The following is a 26,560-nucleotide window of genomic DNA, read 5'->3' as shown; positions in this document are numbered from 1 at the left end:
AGTTCGGCGGTGCGTTCGAGGGCGTCGACCCCCGAGCGCACCGCCGATAGTGCACGGACCGGAACGTCAGTAGCCGTACCGGCTCTTCAGGTGCCGCCACCAGTCGCGCAGCATCCACGCGTCGAACTCGGTGATCGTCGAGGCGCTGCCCGCCTTCATGATGAAGCCGCCCACGCCGGTCGGCGTCCAGTCGTAGAAGTCGTCCAGCCCGAACGAGTGGCCGATCTCGTGCAGCAGGATATGGATGTTGTCGGCGTTGACGTTGCTGGTCATGTACTCGCTGCCGATGCGCTGACCCCAGTCACCGCCCGCGCCGCCGCCCATGCCGGCGGTGAGCCACAACGACATGTCGTAGTGCCGCGCCGCCCCGCCGGGGCAGCCGGAGTAGTTGCCGTCCTGGTGGAAGAAGCGGCCGCAGGGCTCGCTGCACTGGGGCGCGTTCTCCCGGATGTTGTTGACGTAGACGTCCACCGAGTTGTCCGTCCACTGCAGGGTGGCGCGGTCCCGGACCGCCCAGCCGACGACCTTGACCGGCACCGAGGCGTACGGCCAGCCGTTGTGGCCGGCCATGTAGCCCATCCACTTGTTCACCTGGCGGTTGATAGAGGTGTGGATCTGGTCGCGCAGGGCCGTGCTGACCGGCGCGGAGGAGTCCCACCGGACGCAGTAGTTGAGTGTGCCGCCGTTGGCCATCACCTGGTCCCACCCGTAGTTGCGGAAGCCGTACAGGTTGCCGTTGTTGTACGTGCTCTCGACGTGGGACCAGACCTCGTTGAGCGGCGTGACGAGATTCGCCGGCGGATTCCATCCGGACGTCGACGGCGGGGTGGTCGGCGGCGTCGTGGGTGGGGTGGTCGTCGGTGGAGTCGTCGGGGTCGACGTGCCGGTGCAGACGGTCCCGTTGAGGGTGAACGAGGTGGGCGCGGCGTTCGCGCCCGACCACGACCCGTTGAAGCCGAACGAGACGCTGCCGCCGTTGGCGATCGTGCCGTTGTAGCTGACGTTCGCGGCGGTGACCTGGCTGCCGGCGGCCGTGACCGTGGCACCCCAGGCCTGGGTGACCTGCTGCTGGGAGGGGAACGCCCAGGCCAGCCGCCAGCTGGTGACCGGGTCGCCGAGGTTGGCGATGGTCACGTTGGCGGTGAAGCCGCCGGCCCACTGGGAACCGACCGCGTAGTCCACCCGGCAGCCGGTGGCGGCCTCCGCGCTGGTGGCCGCGGCCCAGCCGCCGACGACGAGCAGCGCGGTCGCCGCGCCGGCCAGGCCGCCGAAACGTTTCGGACGAATCCGAAAGGGTCTAGTCATGTCGCTCCTCACGTGCAGCCGCTATTACCGCTCACAGACGGGGAAGGTTAAGGCGGTCGAGGAGGCCTGTCAATCGGTGGACGTCGATATCTGCGGTATTTTCGTCGACGCGTCGTCACGGAAAGTTAACATTGCCGAAAACGTTTTCGTCCGGCACCGTCGAGGGGAATCGACGCGCGTCAGGGTCCGCGCGCATGGCCGAACCGAGGTGATCCGATGACCAGAACATTCCGTCGCGGACGACGTACCTGCGCTGCCGTCCTGGCGCTGGCCGTCGCCGTCGCCCTCGTCACCGCGGTCCGGCCCGGCCGGGCCGACGCGGCGACCACCTTCACCAGCACGGTGGTCAACGTGGCCTCCGGCCAGTGCGCCGAGGTGCCCGGCGGCGCCAGCACCCAGGCGCTGCAGCTCGCCCAGCGGGCGTGCACCGGCGCCGCGGCCCAGCGCTTCACCTTCACCCCGGTCGCCGGCCAGGGCGAGACCTTCACCGTCGCCACCCTGACCGCCGGCAGCTGCGTCGACATCTCGGGGGCGTCCACCGCCGACAACGCGGCCGTCATCCAGTACAGCTGCCACAGCGGCACCAACCAGCAGTTCCGCGTGCAGGCCTCGGCCGCCGGCGGATACCAGCTGGTGCCGGTCTCCTCGGGCAAGTGCGTGGCGCCCGCCGCCAGCGCCGCCCTGGTGCAGCTCGCCTGCTCGACGGCGGCCGACCGGGCCTGGCGGCTGGCCGGCTACACCCCGCCACCGAGCGGCGGCGCGACCTTCCGCAACCCCCTGAGCCTGCACGGCCCGGACCCCTACCTGCAGTACTACAACGGCTACTACTACCTGGTGACGACGACCTGGAACTCGACCATCACCATGCGCCGCTCGCGCACCCTGGGTGGGCTGGCCACCGCCGCCGACACGCTCCTGATGAACCTGTCCTCGCGGGCCAACGGCTGCTGCAACATGTGGGCGCCGGAGATCCACCTGCTCTCCGGACCCAACGGCACCCGGTGGTATCTCTACTACACCGCCGGCCGTAACCAGGCCGACTACCTGGGCACCCAGCGCATCCACGTGCTGGAGAGCGCCGGGCTGGACCCGATGGGCCCGTACACCTTCAAGGCCGACCTGCTCGACCCGTCCGCCGACAACACCTGGGAGCTGGACGGCAGCATTCTGCAGCTCAACGGCCAGCTCTACCTGATGGGCACCTACTACGCGGGCAACCAGCCGAACTTCATCAAGCCGATGAGCAACCCGTGGACGCTGTCGGGCACCCGCCGGCTGCTGTCGGCACCCACCTACGGCTGGGAGACCGTCGGCGGAGCCGTCAACGAGGGCCCGGAGGTGCTGCAGCGCAACGGCAAGACGTTCATCATCTACTCGGCGAGCCACTGCTCCACGCCGGACTACAAGCTCGGCATGCTGACCTACAACGGCGGCGACCCGCTGCAGTCCTCGTCCTGGGTGAAGTCGCCGAACCCGGTGTTCCAGCGCTCCGACGCCAACGGCGTCTTCGCGCCGGGACACGGCAACTTCTTCACCTCGCCGGACGGCACCGAGAGCTGGATGGCCTACCACGCCAACAACTCCGCCGGCGGCGGCTGCGACATGAACCGCACCACCCGCGCCCAGAAGTTCACCTGGAACGCGGACGGCACGCCCAACTTCGGTACGCCGGCAGCGCTGTCGGCCAACCTGCCGGTGCCGTCCGGCGAGCCGGCCTCGTGACCCGCGGCTCAGGGCGTTCCTCCTAGTCGATCGCCATGGGATACCCGGCCGGCGGCCTGCCGTCGGCCGGGTACGGCGCCGTCCGGGGACTTGACGAATGGTCGAGGCGGCGTAGGTAGGCGATCGAGGCGCAGTGCATCATGGGACAGGCCCTGGTTGACCAGGGCTCCCTTGACCTGCGGGGTGGTGGATGTCGAGTCGGGCTCCTCGGGAACGGCTGCGCGGCCGGCGCAGCGAGTGCCAGACGCTGGAGCGGCTGGTCGCGCATGCCAAGGCGGGTCGGAGCCAGGTGCTGGTGCTGCGCGGGGAGCCGGGCGTCGGCAAGTCCGCGTTGCTGGAGCACGTGGTGGAGCGCGCGGCGGGCTGCCGGGTCCTGCGGGCTGCCGGCGTCGAGTCGGAGATGGAGTTGGCCTACGCGGGGCTGCACCAGTTGTGCGTACCGTTGATGGGGTTTCTCGATCGTCTTCCGGGGCCGCAGCGTGATGCTCTGGCCATCGCGTTCGGGCTGCGCGCGGGCAGTGTGCCGGATCGTTTTCTGGTCGGGTTGGCGGTGCTCAGCCTGGTGGCCGAGGTGGCCGAGGAACAGCCGCTCGTCTGCGTGGTGGACGACTGCCAGTGGCTCGACCGGGTCTCCGCGCAGACCCTGGCGTTCGTGGCGCGGCGGCTGTTGGCGGAGCGGGTGGCGTTGGTGTTCTCGGTGCGTACCTCGGCCCCCGGCTCGGGCGACGACCTGGTGGGGCCGCGGGAACTGGTGGGGCTGCGGGAACTGGTGGTATGGGGGCTGCGTGACACCGATGCGCGGGCGCTGCTGGAATCGGTGGTCCCGGGGCGGCTGGACGAACGGGTCCGGGACCGGATCGTCGCCGAAACTCACGGCAACCCGCTGGCCCTGCTGGAGCTGACCCGCGGGTTGACGCCGGTGGAGCTGGCCGGCGGGTTCGGCCGGCCGGACGCGCGGCCCCTGGTCAGCCAGATCGAGCAAAGCTACCTGCGGCGCGTCGGGTCGCTTCCGGGCGACGCGCAACGGCTGTTGCTGGCGGCGGCCGCGGAGCCGGTCGGGGACGTGTCGCTGCTGCGGCGGGCGGCCGAGCGGCTGGACATCGGGCCGGACGCCGAGGCGGCGGCCGAGGCGGCGGACCTGATCGACTTCGGGGTGCGGGTGCGCTTTCGTCATCCGCTGGTGCGCTCGGCCGCCTACCGGGCGGCGGAGCCCGGACAACGCCGGGAGGTCCATCGCGCGCTGGCCGCGGCGACCGACCCCGATGCCGACCCGGATCGCCAAGCGTGGCATCGCGCCCACGCCGCGTTCGAACCCGACGAGGTCGTGGCCGGCGAACTGGAGCGTTCGGCGGGCCGGGCTCAGGCTCGTGGCGGGGTCGCGGCGGCGGCCGCGTTCCTGCGGCGGGCCACCGAGCTGACCCCCGACCCCGCCGGGCGTGGAGCCAGGGCGGTGGCTGCGGCGCGGGCCACCTTCGAGGCCGGGTCTCCCGGGGTGGCGCTTGAGCTCCTCGCGACCGTGGAGCCAGGCCCGCTGGACGAGCTCCAGCACGGACTGCTGACCCGGCTGCGGGGCCAGATCCTCGTCGCGCGGCGGCGGGGTGGGGAGGCTCTGCCGTTGCTGCTCGATGCGGCCCGCCGGCTGGAGCGGGTCGACGGCGGGCAGGCGCGGGAGACGTATCTCGAGGCGATCGGCGCGGCGGTCGTCGCCGGCCGGCTCACCGGGGGCGGGGGACTGCGGGCGGTGGCCGAGGCCGCGCGCCACGCGCCGCGGGGACCGCAGCCGCTGCGGCTGGTCGACGCCCTGCTCGACGGCCTGGCGACCCGGTACGCCGAGGGGTACGCCGAAGGTGCGCCGCCGCTGAAGCACGCCCTGCGCGACGCCGGGCACGACGCGGACGCGGCGATGCGCTGGCTGTGGCTGACCTGGCTGATCGCGGGCGACCTGTGGGACGACGAGGCGTGGCACGAGCTGACCACGCAGGCGGTCCGGGCCGCCCGGCAGGCCGGCGCGCTCAACTTCCTGCCGCTGGTCCTTTCCTACCGCGCCGCCGTACACGTGCACGGCGGCGAGTTCGGCCTGGCCTCGGAGCTGCTCGAGGAGTCCGACACCCTGATGGACGCGACCGGTCACTCGACCGTCGGGTTCGTGAAGCTGCTGCTCGTCGCCTGGCGCGGCGAGGACGGCCGGGCGCCGGAGCTGATCCGGGGAGGCATCCGGCACGCGACGAACTGGGGTGAGGGGCGGGCGGCCGGCCTGGGCAACTACCTGCTCGCGGTGCTGTACAACGGCCTCGGCCGGTACCAGGACGCGCTGGCCTGCGCCGAACAGGCGGGCGAGCACGACGACCTGGCAGGCTTCGGATTCTCCCTGACCGAGCTCGTCGAAGCGGGCGCCCGCAGCGATGCCCCCGAAGCGGCCGCGACCGCCCTGCGGCGATTCGAGGAACGCGCCACCACCGCCGGCACCGACTGGGCTCTGGGCCTGCTGGCGAGGTCGAGGGCGCTGCTCAGCGACGGCCGGACCGCCGACCGGCTGTATCGCGAGGCCGTCGAGCGCCTCGAACGCAGCCGGATAGCCGTGCAGCTCGCTCGCACCCACCTGCTCTACGGCGAGTGGCTGCGCCGCGAGGAGCGGCGCCGCGACGCGCGTGAGCAGCTGCGCACCGCGTACGAGATGTTGCGCGGTTTCGGCGCCACCGCCTTCGCCGAGCGCGCCCGCCGCGAACTGGTCGCCACCGGCGAGACGGTCCGCCCGCGCACGGCCGACGTCCGCGAGGCCCTCACCGCGCAGGAGACCCAGATCGCCCGGCTCGCCGCGGCGGGGCGGACGAACTCGGAGATCGGTTCCGAGCTGTTCATCAGCCCGCGCACGGTGGAATGGCACCTGGGCAAGGTGTTCGCCAAGCTCGAGGTCAACTCGCGGAACAAGCTCCGCGGAGCCCTGGCCGGCGCCTGACGGCTGCCCGTCTGCCGGGAACCGGCGAAGTCGAATCCAGAAACCGGACGGCGGCGGCGCGTCACCCACCCGCGCGTGCGCCGGGTCCCCCCGCCGGGAGAAGCGCGTAGCGGTTTCACTACTAGTCTCCGTCGTCGCGGACCCGGGCGACCAGCTGGGTCGGATTGACGAAGCGCAGCGCCAGCACCAGCAGCACCAGCATCATCGACGTGTAGATCACCGCCATCGCGTCGATCGACTGCTGGGCCCGGATCCCGGCGGCCGACATCGAGTAGTACAGGGCGACGACCAGCGTCTGCGAGTCCGGGCCCGCGGTCAGGAAGGTCAGCTCGAACATGCCCACGGTCCGGACCAGCACCAGGATCGACGCGGCCAGGATGCCCGGCACCAGCAGCGGCGCCAGGATGCGCAGGAAGACCTGCCGGGTGCCGGCGCCGCACATCCGCGCGGCCCGTTCGACCGCCGGGTCGATCTGCTCGATGAACGGGGTCATGGTCAGGATCACGAACGGCACCGACGGCACCAGGTTGGCCAGCACCACGCCGGAGAGGTGGCCCGCGAAGCCGTACTTGTAGAGCACCGTGGCCAGCGGGATGCCGTAGGTGATCGGCGGCATCAGGATCGGCAGCAGGAACAGCAGATAGAGCAACCGGCGCCCGGGGAAGCCGCGCCGGGCCAGCACGTACGCCGCCGGCACGCCGATCAGCACGGAGATGCCGACCACCAGCGCCGACACCTCCAGGGTCACGATCAGCACCGGCAACAGGGTGAACTCGTCCCAGGCCTGGGCGTACCAGCCCGGGGTCCAGCCCAGCGGCAGCCAGGTGTCGAACCACCGGGTGCCGAACGAGCTCACCACCACCGAGCCGATGATCCCGGCCAGGAAGACGAAGAACGCGACGACCACGCCCCAGACCAGCCAGGCCGCCGGGGTGGCCACGATCGCCCGCCGCGCGGCCATCAGCCCTTGCCTCCCGCCGTCGACCCGGTGTAGAGCAACGCCCGCCAGCCCAGGACCGCGGCGATGACGAGCAATTCGACCAGGCCCATGAGTACGGCGACCGCCGAGGCGAGCGGGTAGTCGTAGCGGACGTACGCGGCGTCGTAGGCGGCGATCGACATCACCCGGGTGGTGCCGGCCGGATCACCGACCAGCACCGCCGACGGGAAGACGCTGAACGCCAGCACGAAGGTCAGGCAGAAGGTGGTGGCCAGCCCGGGCGCGAGCAGCGGCAGCGTGATCCGCCGGAAGCGCTGCCAGCGGCCGGCGCCGAGCGTCGCCGCGGCCCGCTCCAGGCTGGGATCGATGCCCGACAGATACGACAGCACCAGCAGGAAGGCGAACGGGAATCCGGTGATGACCAGCGAGAAGAACACCCCCCAGTAGTTGTTGGTCAGGCGCACGGGCGCGTCCACCACCCCGGCGCTCAGCAGGGTCCGGTTGAACCAGCCGGTCGGGCCGAGGAAGTTCAGCAGGCCCTGCGCGGTCAGCACGGTGCCGAGGGTGATCGGCACGACCAGCAGGGTGGTCAGCAACCGCTTGGCGCGGAACCGGCCGCGCATCCGGTACGCGATCGGCACCGACGCGAGCACGTTCAGCAGCGCCGCCGGCAACGACAGCCGCAACGTGGTGAGAATCGTGTCCCGCAGGTACGCGTCGGTGAAGAACTCCCGGTACGCGCCCAGCGCCCCGCCCCTCGTGGGCTGGAACGACAGGCCCACCCCGTACAGGAAGGGGTAGATGAAGAGGGTGACCACGAACAACGCCGCCGGCAGCAGCAAGAGCAACTGCCGGTCGATGCCGCGCTCGGCGAGGCGGTGCCGCAGCGCCGGCCGGGCCCCGACGATCGCGGTCATTGCGCGCCGCCCGAGGGGAAGACCAGCAGTCGCCGCGGTTCGACGGTGACGGTGATCCGGTCGCCGACCGCGGGCCGGTCGGCGGTGCGCAGGTTCAGCGCGACGCCGCCCTCCGTGCGCGCCTCGACGGCCACCTCGCGGCCCTGATATTCGACCACCTCGACCGTGGCCGGCACTCCCGGACCGCCGGCCGGGCCGATCCTCAGGTCCTCCGGGCGGATACCGGCGACCACCTCGCCGCCCGGCGCGGCGTCGCCGACGGGTGTGCCGGTGAGCCGGTGCCCCTCGAACTCCACGACGATGCCGGTGCCGTCGCGCGGCCCGGCGCGCAGCGGCAGCAGATTGCGATAGCCCATGAAGTCGGCGACGTGCCAGTTGGCCGGCTCGGTGTGCAACTGCTCGGGCGTGCCGATCTGCTGCACCCGGCCGGCGCGCAGCACGACCAGGCGGTCGGCCAGCGACAGCGCCTCCTCCTGGTCGTGCGTGACGTAGACGGTGGTCAGCCCGAGCGACTGATGCAGCCGGCGGATCTCCGTGCGCATCTCCAGCCGCAGCTTGGCGTCCAGATTGGACAACGGCTCGTCCATCAGCACCAGGGCCGGCTCCAGCACGACCGCGCGGGCGATCGCCACCCGCTGCTGCTGACCGCCGGAGAGCTGCCCGGGCAGCTTCCCGGCGTGCTCCTCCAGGTGCACCAGCCGCAGCGCGTCCGCCACCCGGCGGCGGATCTCGGCGCGGGCCACCCGGCGCATCCGCAAGCCGAAGGCGATGTTCTTGCGGACCGTCAGATGCGGGAAGAGCGCGTAGTTCTGGAACACCATGCCGAAGCCGCGCCGCTCCGGCGGCAGCACGTCCAGGCGGGCACCGTCCTGCCAGATGCTGCCCCGGGTCAGCGGCAGCAGCCCGGCCAGGCAGTTCAGCGCCGTCGACTTGCCGCAGCCGGACGGGCCGAGCAGGGCGATGAACTCGCCCCGCTTGATCGTCAGGTCCAGCCCGGCGAGCGCCTCGTGGCCGCCGAAGCTGCGGCTGACCCCGTCCAGGCGCAGGGTCTCGAAGCTCACTTGGCGACCTTCGCCCCGCCGATCTCGCGGTCCCACCGGTCGAAGGCGGCGACGAGTTCCTTCGAACCCAGCGGCACCTCGAGCGGGTGGCCGGCGATCAGGGCGGTGTATTCGGGCCGGCCGAACTCCTCGATCGCGGCCCGGCTGTCCGGCGGCGCCATGGCCAGGTCCACGTCCTTGATCGCCGGCCCCGGGTAGAAGTAGCCCTTGTCGTACGCCTTGGCCTGCTGCTCCTTGGTGAGCATGTGGGCCAGCAGCAGGAGGATCGCCGACTGCTTGTCGGTCGACACGCCCTTGGGCACCACGGCGTAGTGCGCGTCGGTCACCCAGTGGAAGCCCTCCAGGGTGCCGATCTTCGCCTCCTTCGGCACGGTGCCGAGCACCCGCGGGTTGATGTCCCACCCGGTCGTCGAGGCGATGATCTTCGCCGAGCCGTTGGCCAGGTTCTTCATCGTCTCGCCGGTGCTCGACGGGTAGAGCGTCACGTACTTGTTCAGCTCGGCCAGATAGGCCCAGGTCTTGTCCCAGCCCGCGGTCGGGTCCTTGGGGTCCGAGTCGCCGAGCAGATAGGGCAGGCCCATCAGGAAGGTGCGGCCGGGCCCGGAATTCGACGGCCGGGCGTACTGCACCGCACCCGGGTTCGCCTTGGCGTACGCGAGCAGCTCCGGGGCGGTCTTCGGCGGGCTTGGCACCTTGGCGGGCAGGAACTCGATCAGCGGGCCCGACGGATAGTAGGTGACGGTCACCCCGGACTCCCCGGCCAGCCTCTGCATGGCCGCGGCTCCGGGCAGATAATCCCGTACGCCGGGAAGCCGGTCGGCGTACTTCGCCAGAAGCGGGTTCCACAGGCCCTGTTCGATGCCGGCGGAGAGCCCGTCGACCCCGGTCAGCACGAGGTCGATGTCGACCCGGTTCGCGTTCTGCTGAGCTTTGACCTTGCCGACCAGTTCCGGCGCCGGCGACTTGGAGTAGGTCACCTTGCTGACGACGCCGGGGTTGCGGCTGACGAAGTCGTCGATCATGCCCTGGGTGAGCTGGAGATTGCCGGCGACGTCGAGGATGTTGAGTGTGACGGCCTTGCCCGGCTTGGCGGGAACCGGGCCGTCGGCGTCCTGAGTGGACGGGCCGGTGTCGGGGGCGCTGCAGGCGGTCAGCACCAGCAGGGCCGTGATAGCGGTGAGGGCGCGTCTCATGGGGAGCCCTTTCTCAAGCTTTTCGGCTTTCTCAAGTGCGCTGGCTTCTCAAGTGCGCTGGTTTCTCGGGTGCGTGGGTTTCTCGGGTGCGCTGGTTTCTCGGGTGCGTGGCTTTCTCAGGTGGGTGGCTTTCTCAAGTGCGTGGCGGTGGCCCGGTGGAGCCCCGGACCATCAGGTTCGTGCCCAGCTCGCGGCGGGTGGTGCCGGACCCGGCCGGGTCCCGCAGCAGGCCCAGCAGCAGGTCGACGCCGGCCCGGCCGGAGCTCTCCATGGGCACGCCGACGGTGGTCAGCGCCGGATGCACCATCGCGGCCAGGGCGATGTCGTCGAAGCCGATCACGCTGATCGCGGCGGGCACGGCGATCCCGCGCGCGTTGAAGCGGTTGAGCAGGCCCAGCGCGATGACGTCGTTGTAGGCGATGACGGCGGTGACCCCGGCGGCGAGCACCGGGTCGGCGGCGGCGACCCCGCCGTCGAACTGTGGCCGCACCGGGCCGATCTCGACCAGTTCGACACCCGCCGCGGTGCTGGCGGCGCGCAGCCCGCGCACCCGTTCGCGGTTGGACCAGGCCGCGCGCGGCCCGGCGACGTACGCGATCCGCCGGTGACCCAGGGCGGTGAGGTGGGTGACCGCCTGCCGCATGCCGTCGACGTTGGCGAAGGTGATCGCCGGCAGGCGGCCGACCCGGCGATTGAGCATGACCAGCGGGGTCTGCGCCGCGAAGCCGCGCAGCTCCTGCTCGCTCATCCTCGGCGAGCACAGCACGAGCCCGTCGACCTGCTTCGCGAGCGTGCGAACCAGCCGGATCTCCGCCGCCGGATCCTCGTCGGTGTCGGCGAGGAAGACGGCATGGTCGGCCTCGCGGGCCCGGGCCTGGATGCCCTTCACCACGCCCGGGAAGAACGGGTTGCCCAGGTCGGGCACGATGAGCCCGAGGTTGCCGGTGCGCCCGGTGATGAGGCCGCGGGCGGCGCGGTTGGGAGAATAGTCGAGCTCGGCCGCCGATCGCCGGACCCGCTCGCGCGTCTCGGCGCGGACCAGGTCGGGGGTTGCGAGGGCGCGGCAGACCGTCGACGGCGACACCCCGGCTGCCCGGGCCACATCCTTGATCGTCACCGGCATAGGTGCCTCCGCATCGTCCGGAAGGGACTGGAGCGCTGGGGTGATTGTGAAATCCTTTGCAGGGGATTGTCAATAGACGCTCATCGATCACTCATGACGTCGGCGGACGGGACTGAAATCGTCTGCGGCGCACCGATCCGGCGCGCCCACCCACCCGCGGCGGCCGGGCCGGCCGCCGCGGGTCGAGCTATCGACGTGGTACGGACGGTGCGCCGCTCGCGGATCCGGCGATCACAGCCAGTTCGCCTGGGTGGCCGTGCGGATGGCATCCAGCCGGCTGCGGGCGCCGATCTTGCGGATCACCGTCGAAAGGTACGTGCGGACGGTCCCGGTGGTCAGGAACAGGGCCCCGGCGATCTCCCGTACGGACAGACCCTCGGCGGCCAGCCGCAGCACGTCCCGTTCCCGCAGGGTGAGCGGATTGGAATTCCCCCGCACTATCGCGGCGGCGATGGCGGGCTCGATGAACCGTTCACCGGCGGCAACCCGGCGCAGGGCCCCGATGAGGTCGGCCACGCCGCACTCCTTGCTGAGCACGGCCCGCACCCGGTTACCCAGCGCGTGGCGGAGCGCGGCCGAGGCGCACACCGCGGTGAGCGCCAGGACCGCGCAGTCCTCCTGCTGCTTGGTGATCGTGTCGAGCGCGTCGGTGATCGACGCGCCCAGGACGTCCAGATCGACGACGAAGATGTCCGCGTCCTGCGCCTCCACCAGCGCGGGGGACACGTCCACGCTGGCGATCTCGGCGACCACCTGCAGATCATCCTGATGCGACAGGGCCATACCGAGGGCGGTTCTCAACAGATTTGCGTCAGCGACCAGCACAATGCGGATCACAGCTGATTCCTCCCGAAAGGACTTGCTGCTCTGCCCAGGCCCGCCCGGAAAACGGCACGGCACGAACCGGCAGCTGAATGGAAGTCGGGTGTCCGGGCGCGCCGGACGAGGGAGGAATCAGCCAGGAGGCGGGGCGCTGGTGGGCCGGCACCCGTGCCGGCGCTCGGAGGCGGCGCTCTGTGTTCCTACGTGGCGCAGCATGGGGCGCCAGGTGGCGGAGGTGGTCGCCCAGGCACCCGTCGCGGACTGCGCGCCGGGCGCGGCGAACGTGGAGATCACGCCGAAGTGCGGGGAAGTGGGTGCGGGCACGGGGCCGGGTGGGTGGTTCGTCGTCGGCTCGCCGGCGGTCGCCGGGATGGCTTGTCTCACCGGCTGATCCGGTGCGTCGGCTGAGCGGCCCTCGCACGACAGCCAGAGCTGAGGGGGCGCCGGGATGGTGGTGGAAGGCGCGAGGGGGAGCAGGGCGGGTGAGGGCGCGGCGGGCTGTGGTTGCGCTCCGGCTTCTGTGTTTGGTTGCGGTTGCGGCTGGACCACGACATCCGGTGGGCTGATGGGCGGAATCTCGGCGGTAGCGGGCGGCAACGCGGGAGATACACCGTCGTGGACCACGGCGCCGATGACGGGTGCTACGGCGGCGGTGATGGGTGCTGCGGCGGCGGTGATGGGGGTGATGACGGGCTGTAGGACGCCGGTGATGGGCGCTACGGCGGCGGTGATGGGGGTGACGACGGGCTGTAGGGCGCCGGTGATGGGCGCTGCGGCGGTGATGATAGGCGCCACGACGGCGACGATAGGTGCCGCGACGTCGACCACGGGTGTTACGGCGGCGGTGATGGGCGCTGCGGCGGCGGTGATGGGTGTTACGGCGGTGGTGATGGGTGCCGCGACGTCGACCACGGGTGCTATGGCGGTGGTGATGGGTGCTGCGGTGGCGATCACGGGTGTTATGGCGGTGACGGCGGGCGCTACGGCGGACGCCGGGATGCCGACGGCGGGCTTCACTGCGGTGGCGATGGGCTGCACGACGCCGGTGATTGGCTCCAGGGCGGTGGCGCTGAGGTCCGGGACGCCCGAGATTGGTTCCGGGGTTGCCTGGGCCGGACGCTGGTCGGTGACCGCCGACCCGGGGGAGAGCCCAAGCGCCGAGTCGATGGCCGGCCGGGATCCTTCAGATGGCCGGGCTGCGGGCGCCTTCAAAGGCACGCGCCGAGAGTCGGCGCCAATCGCGGCGGCCACCACGTCGGACCGGGGGGAACGCGACGCTGTGGTGGCCTCCTCGGGCTGGGTCTGAGCCGGCTCGGTCTGAGTGGGCGAGGGCTGAGCAGGCGAGGGCCGAGCCGGCAGCGTTCGATGTGCGGCGGCCTCGCGGGCGGCGGATCCGGCACTTGCCGGTGAGCCCAGGTCGTCTTCCAGGGTCGCGCGGGCAGCCCCGGTCACGGACGGTGTGCCGTCCCGGTCGCGCCCCGACGGTTCGCCGGTGCGTGCCTGCCGCGCCGGCGTGCCGCTGTGAGCGCGGCCTGCGGAGTCTTCCCCGCGAGCACGTTCCGTGGAGTCTTCCTTGTGGACGCGTTTCGTGGAGTCTGCTTTGCGGTCGTGTCCAGCCGAGTTTCCCCCGCGAGCCCGCTTCGCGGAGTCTCCCTTGTGGACGCGTTCCGTGGAGTCCTCCGTGCGGGCACGTTTCGTGGAGTCCTCCGTGCGGGCACGTTCCGTGGAGTCCTCCGGGCGAGCGCGTTTCGCGTGGTCCTCCGTGCGGGTGCGTTCCGTGGAATCCTTCCCGTGGCCGGGCGGCGCGGCGGCCGATCGCCGTGGTCGGTCCTGCCGCGTTGAGCTCCCGGAACCCTGGTCGGCGCCCGGCACCAGGCCGGTGACGCTGGACACCACAGCGGCGGGGGAGGGCGGAGACGCCGACGACCCCGTGCTGCCCAGCGCCGGATCGCCCCTCATCAGCAGATACGCGGCGATCGCCAGGCCGGCCATGATGGCCAGGCGGAGCATCCTCAGAATGGCAGGAAGAAAGCGCCTCATCGCACGTCCGGGCACTTCTGCCGTCGACACGGAGATGCTCCAAGTCATTCATGTCCGTCATGGTCTACCGGCGACCGTAACACCACCGACCGAAGATCGCAGGGGTCGCGCGCGTTTTCCCTCGATCATGCTCGGTAAACGCTGCGTTTGTCATCACTCTTGTGTGAACGGCGGCGGTGACCGGCTGACATTGGCGACTGTTGCCGCCGTTCCGGCTCCGGAAGCATTAGTGGTGACCGATGAAGGAGGCCGGACGTGGATCGCCGATACGACGCCTATTGCGCCGCTGACCAGCTATTCTACGACTCGCTCGCGACGGAACAGCGCTCGGCCGGTGACTTTCCGGCGGCCCGCCGGCCGCTGCCCGACGGGTGGCGTATCCGGGCGCATGACGACTGGTTGATCGTCGGGCACCAGGATGCCGTCCTGCCCCGGCAGGGCTGGAAGATCCATTCTTCGGGTTGCCCGGACAACGCCGCGCGGATTGTGGAGAAGATCTGGGACTACTGCGTTGACCGGGGAATATCTTTCAAGTTTCTGCGCTCGCCGCAGGTGTTGTTCATGCGCAACTCGAAATACTCCCCGCGGGCTTCCAGCGGCAAACTGGCCACCATCTATCCGGTGGACACCGAGGCCATGCGGACCGTGCTCACCGAGCTCGGCGCGGCCCTCGTCGGCGAGCCCGGGCCGTACATTCTCAGCGACTTGCGCTGGGCCGACGGGCCGCTCTACGTGCGGTACGGCGCCTTCGCCCACCTGTACTGCGTGGGCGATGACGGCGAACTGCTGCCCGCCGTCGCCCGCCCGGACGGCACCCTGGAGCCGGACCGCCGGCAGGCGACCTTCAGCATGCCGGACTGGGTCAGCCTGCCCTCCTTCCTGCAGCCGCACCTCGACGCCCGCAACGCCGTGACGACCAACGACCTGCCGTACCGCGTCACCGAGGTCCTGCACTACTCCAACGCCGGCGGCCTCTACGCCGCCGAGGACACCCGCTCCGGCGAGCGCGTCGTTCTCAAGGAGGCCCGACCGTACGCCGGGCTGGACGGTCGGGGCGACGATGCGATCACCCGGCTGCGCCGGGAGCGGGAGATGCTCGAACGGGTCGCCGACTGCGGCGTCACGCCCCGGGTGCACGACGGATTCCCGTTGGGCGACCACGAGTTCCTGGCGCTGGAGTACATCGACGGCGAACCGCTCAACCGGCGCATCGTCCGGACGTACCCGCTCACCGACCCGGACGCCGACGACGCCGCGCTGCGCCGCTACACCGAGTGGGCGCTGGCCGTGCACGGCCAGGTGGAGCAGGCGGTGCGTGCCCTGCACGAACGCGGGGTGGTCTACGGCGACCTGCATATGTTCAACATCATGGTCCGGCCCGACGGCCGCATCGCGCTGCTCGACTTCGAGGTGGCCGCCCCGGTCACCGAGCGCCGCCGCCCGGGCCTGCGCAACCAGGGTTTCGCGGCGCCGCGCGACCGGGTGGGCCCGGCCGTCGACGAGTACGCCCTCGCCTGCCTGACCATCTCCTTGTTCCTGCCGCTCACCCAGCTGCTCCGGCTGGATCGGACGAAGGCCCGCCACTTCGCGGACATCGTCGCGGCGCAGTTCCCCGTGCCGCGCGCCCTGCTGGAGCGGGCGGTCGCGGTCATCGAGGGCCCGCCGGGCCCGCGGTCGGCGTGGTCCGGCGCCCGGGACTGGTCGGTGTTCGACACCGGGCCCGGTGCCTGGCCGCGGGCCCGGGACGCGCTGGTGCGCTCGATCCTGGCCAGCGCCACCCCGGAACGCGACGACCGGCTGTACCCCGGCGACATCGAGCAGTTCCGCGTCGGTGGCCTGGGCATCGCGTACGGCGCCGCGGGCGTGCTCTACGCGCTGGCCGAGGCCGGCGCGGACATTCCCGCCGAACACCGCGACTGGCTGGTCAAGCGCGCCGCAGACCCGGGCTTCGACCCCCGGCACGGCTTCCTCGACGGGCTGCACGGAGTGGCGTACGTCCTGCATCACCTCGGCGAACGGCAGGCCGCCCTGGACCTGGTGGACCGATGTCTGTCCGGTGGCTGGGAGGGTCTCGGCCCCGATCTGGGCAGCGGCGTCGCCGGCATCGGGCTCAACCTGCTGCACCTGGCCGAGCACACCGGCGAGACCGCCCTGCGCGACGGGGCGTACCGGGCGGTCGAGATCGCCCGCCAGCGGCTCGGCGGTCCCGACGCCGTACCCGAGATCAGCGGTGGCCGGCATCCGCATGCCGGCCTGGTCCGGGGTTCGAGCGGCGTGGCCCTGCTGTTCCTGCGGATGTACGAGCACACGGCCGACCCCGAGTATCTCGACCTGGCCGGCACGGCACTCCGGCAGGACCTGCGGCGGTGCGTGACCCGCCCGGACGGCGCGCTGGAGGTCAACGAGGGCTGGCGCACCATGCCGTATCTGGGCGAGGGCAGCGTCGGCATCGGCGTGGTGCTCGACCACTATCTGCGCCACCGGCCCGGCGACGACCTCAGCGGCGCCGCCGACGCGATCGCCCGGGCCGCCCGCTCGCCCCTGTACGTGCAGCCGGGACTGTTCGCCGGACGCGCGGGCATCGTGGCGTACCTGGCTCTGCGCAGCCGGCAGCAGGCGTACCGGACGGCGGCGGTGACCGCCGACGACGGGAACCTGTCCGCCCAGGTCCGCCGGATGGCGTGGCATGCCCTGCCGTACGGCGGCGGGCTGGCCTTCCCCGGTGAGCAGCTCCTGCGGCTTTCGATGGATCTCGCCACCGGCACCGCGGGCGTCCTGCTCGCGCTGGCCGTCGCCCTGCGGGAGCAGCCCGCGACGCTGCCCCTGCTGGACCGGCGCCCGCCGAACTTCCACGCCGACGGCGTGGGCCACGACGACACCGATGAGGGGAGGTGAACGGACATGGCACTGCTGGATCTGCAGGGTATGGAGCTTTCCGCCGAGCAGCGCGGTGGTGGCGACGGTAGCCGCGCGTCGTTGCTGCTGTGCGGCGACAGCTCGCTCAGTGTGACCACCTGTAACTGAACACCCCACCCGTACCGCATCGATCACGAGAAGGAGAAGGATCATGGCACTGCTGGACCTGCAGGGTATGGAGCTTTCCGCCGAGCAGCGCGGGGGCGGCGACGGTAGCCGCGCGTCGCTGCTCCTGTGCGGCGACAGCTCGCTGAGCGTCACCACCTGCAACTGACGCTGACCGACAGTTCGGCGACGTCGCACGGCCCCGGCGCCCGGCCACGAGCCGGCCCCGGGGCCGCGTGGTGACGTCCACGACATCAGGAGATCTCGATGGTTCCCGCACCGCCGCGCCGCTCCACCCTGGTGTTGCTCGCCGCGGCGGGCGGGATCTCCGCCGTCGCGGAGCTGGCCCTGCCGCTGGCCATCGGGCACACGGTCGACGCGGTCGTCGCGGACCGGGCGGCGGGCCGGTGGCTGGCGTGGTCGGCGGTCCTGGTCGGCGTGCTGGTGGTGGCCGACCCGGTGCGGGACCTCGTCGCCGGGCTGGCGCCGGCGGAGCGGACGGCCTACCTGCGGCGCTGCCTCGTCCGGCACACCCTCGCCCTCGGCGATCGCGGAGCCGGCGGCCCCGGCGACGCGGTGAGCCGGATGATGACCGGCGCCGCGGATGCCGGCCAGGGCGGGGCGGCGGTGGTCCTCGCGTGGATCAGCATCGTCCCGGTGGCCGGTGCGGTGGTCGCGCTGGCGTACCTCGACGGCTGGCTGATCACCGGCTACCTCGCCGGATCGGTCGCCGTCGCCGCGCTGCTGCGGCGCCACGTGCGGGACACCTCGGACGCCGTCGTGCGCTACCAGCGTGCCCAGGCCGACATCGCCACCCGGCTGTCCGAGGCGCTCGCCGGCAGCCGCACGATCGTCGCGGCGGCGACCGTGCCCACCGAGATCCGGCGCTGCCTGCGACCGCTGCGCGACCTCGCCGCCGCGGGCGTCGGCACCTGGCACGTCCTCGCCCGCTCGGCCGCGCAGGGTGCGCTCGCCGGGCCGTTGCTGCAACTGTCCGTGGTGGCCGTCGGCGGCTGGCTGCTGTCCCGCGGACGGCTCACGCCGGGTGAGTTGCTCGCGGCGATCCAGTACGGCGCCCTCGGTGCCGGCATCGGCGGCCTCGTCGCCAGTTTCAACCGGGTGGCGCGGGCCCGGGCCGGATCCCGCCGCGTCACCGAGGTGCTGCGCCGTCCCGTGCCCCGGTACGGCCGCCGCGAACTGCCGGCCGGACCGGGAACCTTGACCTTCCGCGGCGTCACGGTCCGGGCGGCGGGGGTGCCGGTGCTCTCCGGCGTGACCTTGGCCCTGCCGGGCGGGCGGCCGGCCGCCGTCGTGGGGCGGTCCGGATCCGGCAAGTCGCTGCTCGCCGCGCTCGCCGCCCGCCTGGTGGATCCGGACGAGGGGCAGATCCGCCTCGACGGGGTGCCGCTCACCGAGCTGTCCGCCGACTCGCTGCGCCGGGAGATCGGCGTCGCGTTCGAGGACCCGATGCTGGTCGGGGCCACCGTCGGCGACGCGGTGGGGCTCGGACAGGACCGGCCGGACCACGCCACGGTGGCCGCCGCGTTGCACGCCGCCAGCGCCGGCACCTTCGTGTCCCGGCTGCCGCGGGGAGCCGGCACCCCGCTGGCCGACACGCCGCTGTCCGGTGGCGAGCGGCAACGACTCGGCCTGGCCCGCGCCTGGCATGCCGGGCGCCTGCTCGTGCTCGACGACGCCACGTCCAGTCTGGACACGGCGACGGAGGCGGAGATCATGGGCCTGGTCACCGGCCGGAGCCGCCGTACCCATCTGGTCGTCGCGCACCGGGCGAGCACCGCCGCGCGGTGCGCGACCGTGGTGTGGCTGGACGGCGGCCGGGTGCGCGCCGTGGCACCGCACCGGCAACTGTGGACAGACCCGGACTACCGCGCCGTCTTCGGCGCGGGGGACCACCCGTGACCGCGCCGGAGGGCTCGGCCCTGCGGGTCGCGGGCCGCGAGTCGGTCGAGATCCTGCGCCGCCGGCGCCGTGCGGTGTGGCGTCTCGTCGCGTGGTCCGTGCCCGAGGCGGCGCCCGCGATGCTGTCCGGCCTGGTCGTGGCCCGGGCCCTCGACCACGGATTTCTCGACGGCCGGCCCTGGCTCGGCACCGCCTGGCTCGGCCTGCTGCTCGGGGCCGCCGTCGTCGGCGCGGCCGGCGCCCGGCAGACCTACCGTGCCGTCGCCGGCGTGGTGGAGCCGTTCCGCGACGATCTTGTCCGTCGGGTGGTGACCTCCGCGCTGCGTGCCGCGGACGGGCCCGGCGTGGCACCGGCCGGCCGCGGTGCCGGCGCCCGGCTGACCCACCAGGTCGAGACCGTCCGGGACTCCTTCGCCGGCCTGGTGCTGGTCTCCCGTGGTTTCGTGGTGACCGTGCTGGCCGCCCTGATCGGCACCGCCTCCCTGGCCTGGCCCTTGCTGCTGCTGGTGGCGCCGCCCTTGCTCGGCAGCCTCGTGCTGTTCGCGGTGGCGCTGCGGCTGGGCGCCCGCTGGCAGCGCGATTACCTGTCCGCCGGTGAGCAACTCGCGGACCGCGCGGCAGCGGCGGCCGGGGCGGCCCGCGACGTGGCGGCCTGCCGGGCCGGGGAACGCGCCGCCGCCTTCGTCGACGAGTCCGTCGCCGCGCAGGCCCACGCCGAGCGGGCGCTCGCCCGGCTCAGCGCGGTCCGGTCGCTGACCGTGGTCGTCGGCGGCTGGCTGCCGCTGCTCGCCGTCCTGGCCGGCGCCGGCTGGGTCACCGGTCACGGCATGAGCACCGGCGCCCTGATCGGCGTCCTCACCTACCTGGCCCAGGTGCTGGTGCCCACGCTCGACATGTTCGTCCGGACCGTCGGCAGCGCCGGCCTGCGGTTCGTGATCACCTTGGACCGGCTCCTGCGCCGGACGGAACACCCGCGGGCCGCACCGGACGCCGTCACCCGCCCGGCGGCACCGCGGCCCGCGGGCCCCGGGCTCGCCCTGCGCGGGGTGACGTTCCGCTACGGCGCCGCCGCGCGCCCGGTGCTGCGGGACTTCAGCCTCGCCGTCACCCCGGGCGACCACCTCGCCGTTGTCGGCCCCAGCGGCAGCGGCAAGTCCACCCTCGCCGGCCTGCTATGCGGCACCATCCCACCGGACGGTGGCACGGTGCTGATCGGCGGCACCCCGGCCGAGTGTCTCGACCCCGCCGCCCGGGCGCGGCACCGTGTCCTGATCCCGCAGGAGGCGTACCTGTTTCCCGGCAGCGTGGCGGACAACCTGCGGTACCTGAACCCCGAAGCGCACGCCCGGCAGCTCCTGGCCGCGGCCGACCTGCTCGGCGCGGGCCCCCTGCTGGCACACCTCGGCGGCCTGCCGGCCGAACTGCGGCCCGGCGAGCTGTCGGCGGGCCAGCGTCAGCTGTTGACCCTGGTACGGGCGTACGTGGCGGCGGCGCCGGTGGCCGTCCTCGACGAGGCGACCAGCCACCTCGATCCGGCGGCCGAGGAGCGGGTGGAGCGTGCCTTCGCCGCCCGCGGTGCCCTGGTGGTGATCGCCCACCGGGTCAGCTCGGCGATGCGGGCGGCGCGGGTGCTCGTCCTGGACGGCGACCGGCCGATGCTGGGCGACCACCACACCCTGCAGACCACCTGCCCGCTGTACCGGGACCTGACCGGATACTGGCACGGGGCCTCAGAGCCAGCCGGCCTTGCGGGCCCGGCTGATCGCGTCGCTCCGGCCGTCCGCGCCGGTCTTCGCGACGATCCGGGACAGGCAGTTGCGCACCGTGCCGGCTGAGACGAAGAGCTTCCGGGCGATGTCGTCGGCCGGCATCCCCTGCGCGGCCAGGGCCAGGACCTCCCGCTCGCGACCGGTCAGCGGATTCTCCGGCCGGGTGAGCAGCGAGGCCACCAGCTCGGGATCGATCACCGCGCTGCCGCCGGCCAGGCTCCGCAGCGCCGACAGCAGGTGGTCGATGTCGGCGTGCTTCGTCACGAAACCCACCTGCCGCAGGTCGTCCTGGTCGAGCCCGGCGAGCACGTCGTGCCGGTCGGCATCGAGCAGGATCAGCACCCGTACGCCGGGCACGGCCTCGCGGACGGCCGCGGCTGTCGTCAGTGGAGCCTCGTCGGCGCCGTCGAGATCGAGCACGGTCACGTCCGGAGGTACGGGCAGCGCCACGAGCTCGTGCCACGTCGGCACCTCGGCGATCACCTCCAGGTCGTCCTCGTTGCGGAGAACGGCCGCGAGGGCACCGCGATAGAGGGGAGCGTCCTGCACGATTGCGACACGGATGAGGGCGCCCCCCGATTTCGCCATGCCTCACAGAATGCCACGCGTGAAACGCGCAGGGTGATCTCGGCGGTCGGTGGTCTACGCGCCTGTGCTAGGCCGCCGTGACGAGCGGCTTGAGCGCGGCGCCCACCTGGGCGACGACGCCGGGCCGGTGGCCGTTGCGGATCAGGTTGATGGTGAGCCCGTCGATCCCGGCACCGATCACCTGCTCCTGCAGCTGCTCGGCGACCTGCTCCGGCGTGCCGAGGAAGGCCCGGTTGCGGCGGTCCTCCGGGATCGTCTCGCCCAGCTCCTTCGCCTCCTGCTCGGTCTCACCGACCATGCCCATCACCAGATAGCTGGTCGCCAGCGTGGCGGGGTCGCGGCCGATCTCCTCGCACCGCTGCCGCAGGACGGCGACCTTGCGGGGCAGTTCGGTGACGTCGCAGATGATGTTCATGTGGTCGGCGAAGCGCGCGGCCAGCCGGAACGTCTTCTGCTCGCCGCTGCCGCCCAGCATGATCGGGACGGTCGGGCGCACCCGCGGGTTGTTCATGGCGCCGCGGGCCGTGTACCACTTGCCGTCGAGGGTCGCCGGCTCGCCCTTGAGCATGGGCGCGATGATGGTCAGCGCCTCCTCCAGCCGCTCGAAGCGCTGCCCGAAGGTGCCGAACTCGAAGCCGTAGTCGTCGTGCTCGCGCTCGAACCAGCCGGCGCCGATCCCGAGGATCGCCCGGCCGTGTGAGACCACGTCGAGGGTGGTCACGGTCTTCGCCAGCAGTGCCGGATTACGGTACGTGTTGCCGGTGACCAGCGCGGACAGCTGGACCGTCGACGTGACGGACGCGAGCGCGCCCAGCGTCGTATAGGCCTCGAGCATCGCGTTCTCCGGCGCGCCGATGCCCGGCAGTTGGTAGAAGTGGTCCATCACCAACACGGTGTCGAAGCCGGCCGCCTCGGCCTCCCGGGCCTGCGCGGCGACGGTGTCGAAGGTGTCCTCGACCGGGACGCCGGGATAGGTGAAGTTCGGAATCTGGTACCCGAGCCGGATGCTCACAGTGCCTCCGTTATGTAAGAGGGCTATCACTTGCTAATGTAAGAGTCCTCTTACACGAACGCAAGCGAGGAGGCCGGGCGTGTCGGCGGACCGGAGCTACCACCACGGTGACCTCCGCGCGGCGCTGATCAGCGCCAGCTTCGACCTGCTCGCCGAGTGCGGCCTGCAACGCTTCTCGGTCGCCGCGGTCGCGCGCCGGCTGAAGGTCAGCTCGGCCGCCCCGTACCGGCACTTCCCGGACCGCGGCCACCTGCTCGGCGCGGTCTCCGCCACCGCCGCCCACGATCTGCGCGCCGCCATCATCGCCGCCGCCGACGCGGCGGGCACCGACCCGGCCGCCCGTCTGGCCGCGGTGGCGGGCGCCTACGTCCGGTACGTCGTCCGCACCGGCGCCGGCTTCCACGTCATCTACGCCGCCGAGCTGTACAAGCTTCCCGACGAGGCCCGCCGCGAGCAGACCCGAGCCCTGATGGCCACGGTGCTCGACCTGGCCACGGCCACCGGCGCTCCCTCGTACCAGGATGTCGTCCTGCTCGCCGAGGCGACGATCGCGGTGGCCCACGGCTACACGTCGCTGTTCGCCGACGGCTTCTTCGCCCGCAACTCCAGCACCGCCGACGAGATCGCCGCCCGGGCCGTCCAGGCCGCCCGCGCCCTGATCACCCCGTCCGGGCAGTAACTCTCCCGGCAACCTGTCCGCTCCGCCACCGTGCCGGGGCTGCACCTGCCGGGCACGAGAGTCGTCTCGACACACCGTTCCGGGGATCATGCCTTTTCTGCTGTCCCGCCCTGACCGATTGAGGCCGAGGAGCGCACGCCAGATGACGACACCACAGGAACCTCGACGCGATCAGCGGGCTCGCGCCGTCGCCGCGGCGATCGTCGCCCTGCTCGCCGCGATCCTGACGGTCGCCGGCACGCCCGGTCCGGCATCGGCCGCCGCCCCGCGCGTGGCGCAGCGGTGGGCGTCCCTGATGTATCACAGCCTGACCCCGACCCCGGCGTACGTCCAGCTCCGCAAGACTCTCGCCACCCAACGGGCCACCCTCGCGACCCGCGCACAACAGCTCTCCACGGGCCGGGACGCACACGGCACCGCGCAGGCCGGCCTGGCGACGGCCGTCACCGCCGACGCGGCCGCCCGTACCCGGTCCGCAGTCGCCAGAGAGGCACTGACCAGCGCGAGAAACACGCTGACCGTGGTGTCGCAGCAGCGGCCCCGCAACGGCATCGCGGTGACGGGGGCGAGAAACACCATCACCGCGGCGGCGCAGACGGTGACCACCCGGCGGACCCAGGCGCGCGAGGCCGCCACGGCGCTGAAGACGGCGCAGGCCGCGTCCCGAACCGCCACCATCAACCTGGACAAGGCGACCATCGCGTGGGAGACCGCCGCCGCGACCGTCCGGACGAACCAGCGGAAGCTCATCGCCCTCGACCACTCGGCCGAACTCGCCGCCCAGGCCGCCGCGATCAGCCGCGACGTCGTCACCGAGATCCGACCCGCATTCGTCGTCGCCGACTCCACCACCGTCTACGGCGTCACCGTGCACAAGAAGGTAGCGTTCGCGTTCCGGCGGATGCTCGACGCCGCGAAAGCCGACGGAATCATCCTGTCCGGCGGCGGGTTCCGGACCAAGCAGCGGCAGATCCAGCTGCGAACGATCAACGGCTGCCCCGACGTCTGGACCGCACCGGCCTCGTCGTGCCGGGTGCCGACGGCGATCCCGGGCCGGTCGCTGCACGAGATCGGCCTGGCCATCGACATCACCTCCGGCGGCACGTCCCTCACCGCCAACAGCGCCGCGTTCAGATGGATGGCCGCGAACGCCGGCAGGTACGGCTTCGTGAACCTGCCGTCAGAGCCGTGGCACTGGTCGATCACCGGCGGCTGACCGCCGCCTCAGGCCCCGACTATCGCGATCTCCGCCGCAACCGTCACCCGCACGATTCACCGAATGGCGAACGTCGAGGCCGAACTCGCCGAGATCCCCGAAAGAGACCACCAACGTTACCGACAAAGGCAACTTAACGGGAGGATGCGCCTTCGCAGAGCCCAGCACGGCCTCGCCGACCCGTCGGGGGCTTGCCGCCAGAACTGCCACAGGACTCCCGACCGACCGGCTCGCCGACCTGATCGGCAGGATCCGCGAGATCGTCGGCGAACAGTGGGAGAAGCCGCCGATCGGACGTCCGCACGTGTGACCCCTGCCCGGGTTCGTCGCCCCGGTCGGCGAACGCGAGAACTACCACGGCCTGTTCTCCGGCGAGAAACGCCTGTCAGGGCAGAACGTCCAGGTCGTCGCCGATCTCGACGGCAGGGTCGCCGCCGTGGGCGAGAGCCCGTCAACGGCGCTCGTCACGACGTGGCGGCATTCTTCATCTCCGGCATCGCGCAACGCTGGGTAGATCACCTTGCGCCCGGCGGACCAGGCATGATCGGCGACGGGCGGCTACCAGGGGCACCGGCCCGATCGTCCCATCCAAGAAGCCTCGCGGCGGGGAGTGGACCACCAAGCAGAAGGCCTACAGCTACAGCGTCAACCGACTCCGCGCCGCCGTTGAACGCGTGATCAGTCACTTGAAGAAACTGGAAGATCCTCACGACCGGCTACCACCGGATCAGGACCGACTTCCCCGACGTGTTACGCACCGTCACCGCCCTGGGGATCTTCAGAACCGCCGCACCAGGTTTTGAACGACCTTCCAGGCTGAGGACAGCAAGGCAAAGTCTCCGAAGGGGCGGGAGTGACTTGTCGTCCCTGCCGACTTTGCTCTGTTGCGTCCCGAACGTGGAAGGGAGCTTGATATTAGGTAGAGCTTCTTGAGGCGATGCTGCACGGGAGATGGAGGTAGGCCCTCCGGAGTCGCCCTGCGGGGGGAGGCTCCAAACCACCCACTGCTGCGTTAGTTGAGGCCTGTCGTGGTGAGCGAGTGGGAAAAGGCGCACGTGATGTGTCAGGTGGGGATCGGGAAGACGATCGCTGTTCGAAGTGTCGAAAAAGTAGGTTGGCATCGAAACCGAGGCGTCAGAGCGGACTCGGGATAGATCTGGCGGGTGCCCGTTTATTGGCCAGGTGGTGTCCGGCATAGAGGCGACGTGAGTCCGGTCAGGCTGCTTTCGTGTGGAACGGGAGAGGGCGTGCCCCGATACTGCCGCCCTGGGTATGGGTGGCGAGAGGGAGTGTTCCAAGCGGATGAGACCGTGAGGGATTGAGTACCGTTGCGTGGGCGCGCAGTCGGACTGACTCATAGTAGTGATGAAGCTCCTGTAATGGGGGTGGAGCGAAGGGGTCAGGTCATTCGTGGCGTGTTCGTTCGATCAACCGGGGCGGTTGTCTCCGGGAGGAGTCGCGTGGGCGAGCTGAAGTCGTCAGGCAAGCCGTTTGATATTTCGAAGCGGGAGGTATGGGAGGCGTGGGAGAAGGTCAAGGGTAATAAAGGCGCAGCGGGTGTGGATGGATGCTCGATCGAGGATTTCGAGCTGGACCTGAAGAACAATCTGTACAGGGTCTGGAATCGGATGTCCTCGGGGAGCTATTTTCCGCCTCCGGTGCGGGCGGTGGAAATACCGAAGCGGCATGGCGGTGGCACCAGAATTTTAGGGGTGCCGACCGTGGGTGATCGGGTGGCTCAGACGGTGGTGGCGCGGAGACTGGAATGGAGGACCGAGCAGGTCTTTCATCCGGACTCGTATGGCTATCGTCCGTGGCGGGCTCCTGGGGACGCGGTCGAGGTCTGTAAGCAGCGGTGTTGGAAACGTGACTGGGTGATCGATCTCGACATCCAGAAGTTCTTCGACACCGTGGCGTGGGACCTGGTCGTCAAGGCGGTGGAGGCCAACACCGACCTCTCGTGGGTGGTGCTGTACGTGAAACGGTGGCTTGAGGCGCCGGTGCGGCAGGCCGACGGGACAACGCTGGTGCGAGATCGTGGAACCCCGCAGGGGTCCGCTGTCTCGCCGGTACTCGCGAATCTGTTCCTGCATTACGCGTTCGACGTGTGGATGGCCCGGGAGTTTCCCACGGTCACATTCGAGAGATACGTGGATGACGCGGTGGTGCATTGCGTGAGTGAGCGGCAGGCACGAACGGTGCTGGCGGCGATCGGTGCGCGGATGGAACAGGTCGGGTTGCGGTTGCATCCCGATAAGACACGGATCGTGTATTGC

Annotated in this window: 21 protein-coding genes; 12 read left to right on the top strand and 9 right to left on the bottom strand. The window is 71.4% G+C overall.

Annotated features, from left to right (window positions below; genetic code table 11):
• Positions 1–66: 66 nt before the first annotated feature.
• A complete protein-coding gene (locus tag DMB66_RS29815) occupies positions 67–1,305 on the bottom strand; it encodes a cellulose-binding domain-containing protein (RefSeq protein ID WP_125807445.1) in 1,239 nt (412 codons plus the stop codon).
• A gap of 216 nt (positions 1,306–1,521) precedes the next feature.
• Between DMB66_RS29815 and DMB66_RS29810 the strand changes: the two genes are divergently transcribed.
• Positions 1,522–3,027: a family 43 glycosylhydrolase gene (locus tag DMB66_RS29810; RefSeq protein ID WP_125807444.1), complete on the top strand. Its 1,506-nt coding sequence runs from the start codon at positions 1,522–1,524 to the stop codon at positions 3,025–3,027.
• Positions 3,028–3,217: 190 nt separating this feature from the next.
• Positions 3,218–5,983, top strand: coding sequence for a LuxR family transcriptional regulator (locus DMB66_RS29805; protein WP_125807443.1), 2,766 nt, complete (start codon positions 3,218–3,220; stop codon positions 5,981–5,983).
• Positions 5,984–6,104: 121 nt separating this feature from the next.
• Here the strand turns inward: DMB66_RS29805 and DMB66_RS29800 are convergent, their stop codons facing one another.
• The 6 genes from DMB66_RS29800 to DMB66_RS29775 all read right to left on the bottom strand — a co-directional run bounded on the left by DMB66_RS29800 (position 6,105) and on the right by DMB66_RS29775 (position 12,054).
• Positions 6,105–6,944: an ABC transporter permease gene (locus DMB66_RS29800; RefSeq protein WP_125807442.1), complete on the bottom strand. Its 840-nt coding sequence runs from the start codon at positions 6,942–6,944 to the stop codon at positions 6,105–6,107.
• Positions 6,944–7,840: an ABC transporter permease gene (locus DMB66_RS29795; RefSeq protein WP_125807441.1), complete on the bottom strand. Its 897-nt coding sequence runs from the start codon at positions 7,838–7,840 to the stop codon at positions 6,944–6,946. Before DMB66_RS29795 ends, DMB66_RS29800 begins: the two co-directional genes overlap by 1 nt.
• Positions 7,837–8,901, bottom strand: a complete 1,065-nt coding sequence (locus tag DMB66_RS29790; RefSeq protein WP_199752685.1) for an ABC transporter ATP-binding protein — start codon at positions 8,899–8,901, stop codon at positions 7,837–7,839. Before DMB66_RS29790 ends, DMB66_RS29795 begins: the two co-directional genes overlap by 4 nt.
• Positions 8,898–10,094, bottom strand: a complete 1,197-nt coding sequence (locus tag DMB66_RS29785; RefSeq protein WP_125807439.1) for an extracellular solute-binding protein — start codon at positions 10,092–10,094, stop codon at positions 8,898–8,900. The genes DMB66_RS29790 and DMB66_RS29785 overlap by 4 nt, the downstream gene beginning before the upstream one ends.
• A gap of 133 nt (positions 10,095–10,227) precedes the next feature.
• Entirely contained in the window at positions 10,228–11,217 is a 990-nt protein-coding gene (locus DMB66_RS29780; protein ID WP_125807438.1) for a LacI family DNA-binding transcriptional regulator, read from the bottom strand.
• Positions 11,218–11,448: 231 nt separating this feature from the next.
• On the bottom strand, positions 11,449–12,054 hold the full coding sequence (locus DMB66_RS29775; RefSeq protein ID WP_125807437.1) for a response regulator transcription factor: 606 nt from the start codon (positions 12,052–12,054) through the stop codon (positions 11,449–11,451).
• 199 nt (positions 12,055–12,253) lie between these two features.
• Here DMB66_RS29775 and DMB66_RS61470 point away from each other — a divergent pair, with 199 nt between their 5' ends.
• The 7 genes from DMB66_RS61470 to DMB66_RS29740 all read left to right on the top strand — a co-directional run bounded on the left by DMB66_RS61470 (position 12,254) and on the right by DMB66_RS29740 (position 20,855).
• On the top strand, positions 12,254–12,430 hold the full coding sequence (locus DMB66_RS61470) for a hypothetical protein (RefSeq protein ID WP_158647405.1): 177 nt from the start codon (positions 12,254–12,256) through the stop codon (positions 12,428–12,430).
• Between the two features lie 174 nt (positions 12,431–12,604).
• Complete coding sequence (locus DMB66_RS62805; RefSeq protein WP_199752684.1) at positions 12,605–13,345, top strand: hypothetical protein; 741 nt, start codon at positions 12,605–12,607, stop codon at positions 13,343–13,345.
• A 989-nt stretch (positions 13,346–14,334) separates the two neighbouring features.
• Positions 14,335–16,974 (top strand): class III lanthionine synthetase LanKC, encoded by a 2,640-nt coding sequence (lanKC, locus tag DMB66_RS29760; protein WP_125807436.1) that lies wholly within the window; start codon positions 14,335–14,337, stop codon positions 16,972–16,974.
• 6 nt (positions 16,975–16,980) lie between these two features.
• A complete protein-coding gene (locus DMB66_RS29755; RefSeq protein ID WP_125807435.1) occupies positions 16,981–17,103 on the top strand; it encodes a SapB/AmfS family lanthipeptide in 123 nt (40 codons plus the stop codon).
• 43 nt (positions 17,104–17,146) lie between these two features.
• A complete protein-coding gene (locus tag DMB66_RS29750; protein ID WP_125807435.1) occupies positions 17,147–17,269 on the top strand; it encodes a SapB/AmfS family lanthipeptide in 123 nt (40 codons plus the stop codon).
• Between the two features lie 98 nt (positions 17,270–17,367).
• Positions 17,368–19,020 carry an ABC transporter ATP-binding protein gene (locus tag DMB66_RS29745; protein WP_125807434.1) on the top strand — a complete coding sequence of 551 codons (1,653 nt, stop codon included), beginning with the start codon at positions 17,368–17,370 and terminating at the stop codon, positions 19,018–19,020.
• Positions 19,017–20,855 carry an ATP-binding cassette domain-containing protein gene (locus DMB66_RS29740; protein WP_233624927.1) on the top strand — a complete coding sequence of 613 codons (1,839 nt, stop codon included), beginning with the start codon at positions 19,017–19,019 and terminating at the stop codon, positions 20,853–20,855. The genes DMB66_RS29745 and DMB66_RS29740 overlap by 4 nt, the downstream gene beginning before the upstream one ends.
• Here the strand turns inward: DMB66_RS29740 and DMB66_RS29735 are convergent.
• Positions 20,751–21,377 carry a response regulator transcription factor gene (locus tag DMB66_RS29735; RefSeq protein WP_125807433.1) on the bottom strand — a complete coding sequence of 209 codons (627 nt, stop codon included), beginning with the start codon at positions 21,375–21,377 and terminating at the stop codon, positions 20,751–20,753. The two genes, DMB66_RS29740 and DMB66_RS29735, sit on opposite strands and share 105 nt — an antisense overlap.
• Positions 21,378–21,444: 67 nt before the next feature.
• The gene (locus tag DMB66_RS29730) at positions 21,445–22,389 is read right to left on the bottom strand and encodes an LLM class F420-dependent oxidoreductase (protein ID WP_125807432.1); all 945 of its coding nucleotides are present in this window, start codon (positions 22,387–22,389) and stop codon (positions 21,445–21,447) included.
• Positions 22,390–22,468: 79 nt separating this feature from the next.
• Between DMB66_RS29730 and DMB66_RS29725 the strand changes: the two genes are divergently transcribed.
• The 3 genes from DMB66_RS29725 to ltrA all read left to right on the top strand — a co-directional run.
• Positions 22,469–23,068: a TetR/AcrR family transcriptional regulator gene (locus DMB66_RS29725; RefSeq protein ID WP_125807431.1), complete on the top strand. Its 600-nt coding sequence runs from the start codon at positions 22,469–22,471 to the stop codon at positions 23,066–23,068.
• A gap of 142 nt (positions 23,069–23,210) precedes the next feature.
• Positions 23,211–24,284 carry a M15 family metallopeptidase gene (locus DMB66_RS29720; protein WP_125807430.1) on the top strand — a complete coding sequence of 358 codons (1,074 nt, stop codon included), beginning with the start codon at positions 23,211–23,213 and terminating at the stop codon, positions 24,282–24,284.
• Positions 24,285–25,744: 1,460 nt separating this feature from the next.
• Positions 25,745–26,560: group II intron reverse transcriptase/maturase (gene ltrA, locus DMB66_RS29710; protein WP_199752683.1), on the top strand; the 816-nt coding region annotated here is incomplete at its 3' end.

The organism is Actinoplanes sp. ATCC 53533, assembly GCF_003947245.1.
The sequence above is the reverse complement of the archived record's forward strand: the minus strand, read 5'-3'. Positions and strand labels throughout refer to the sequence as shown.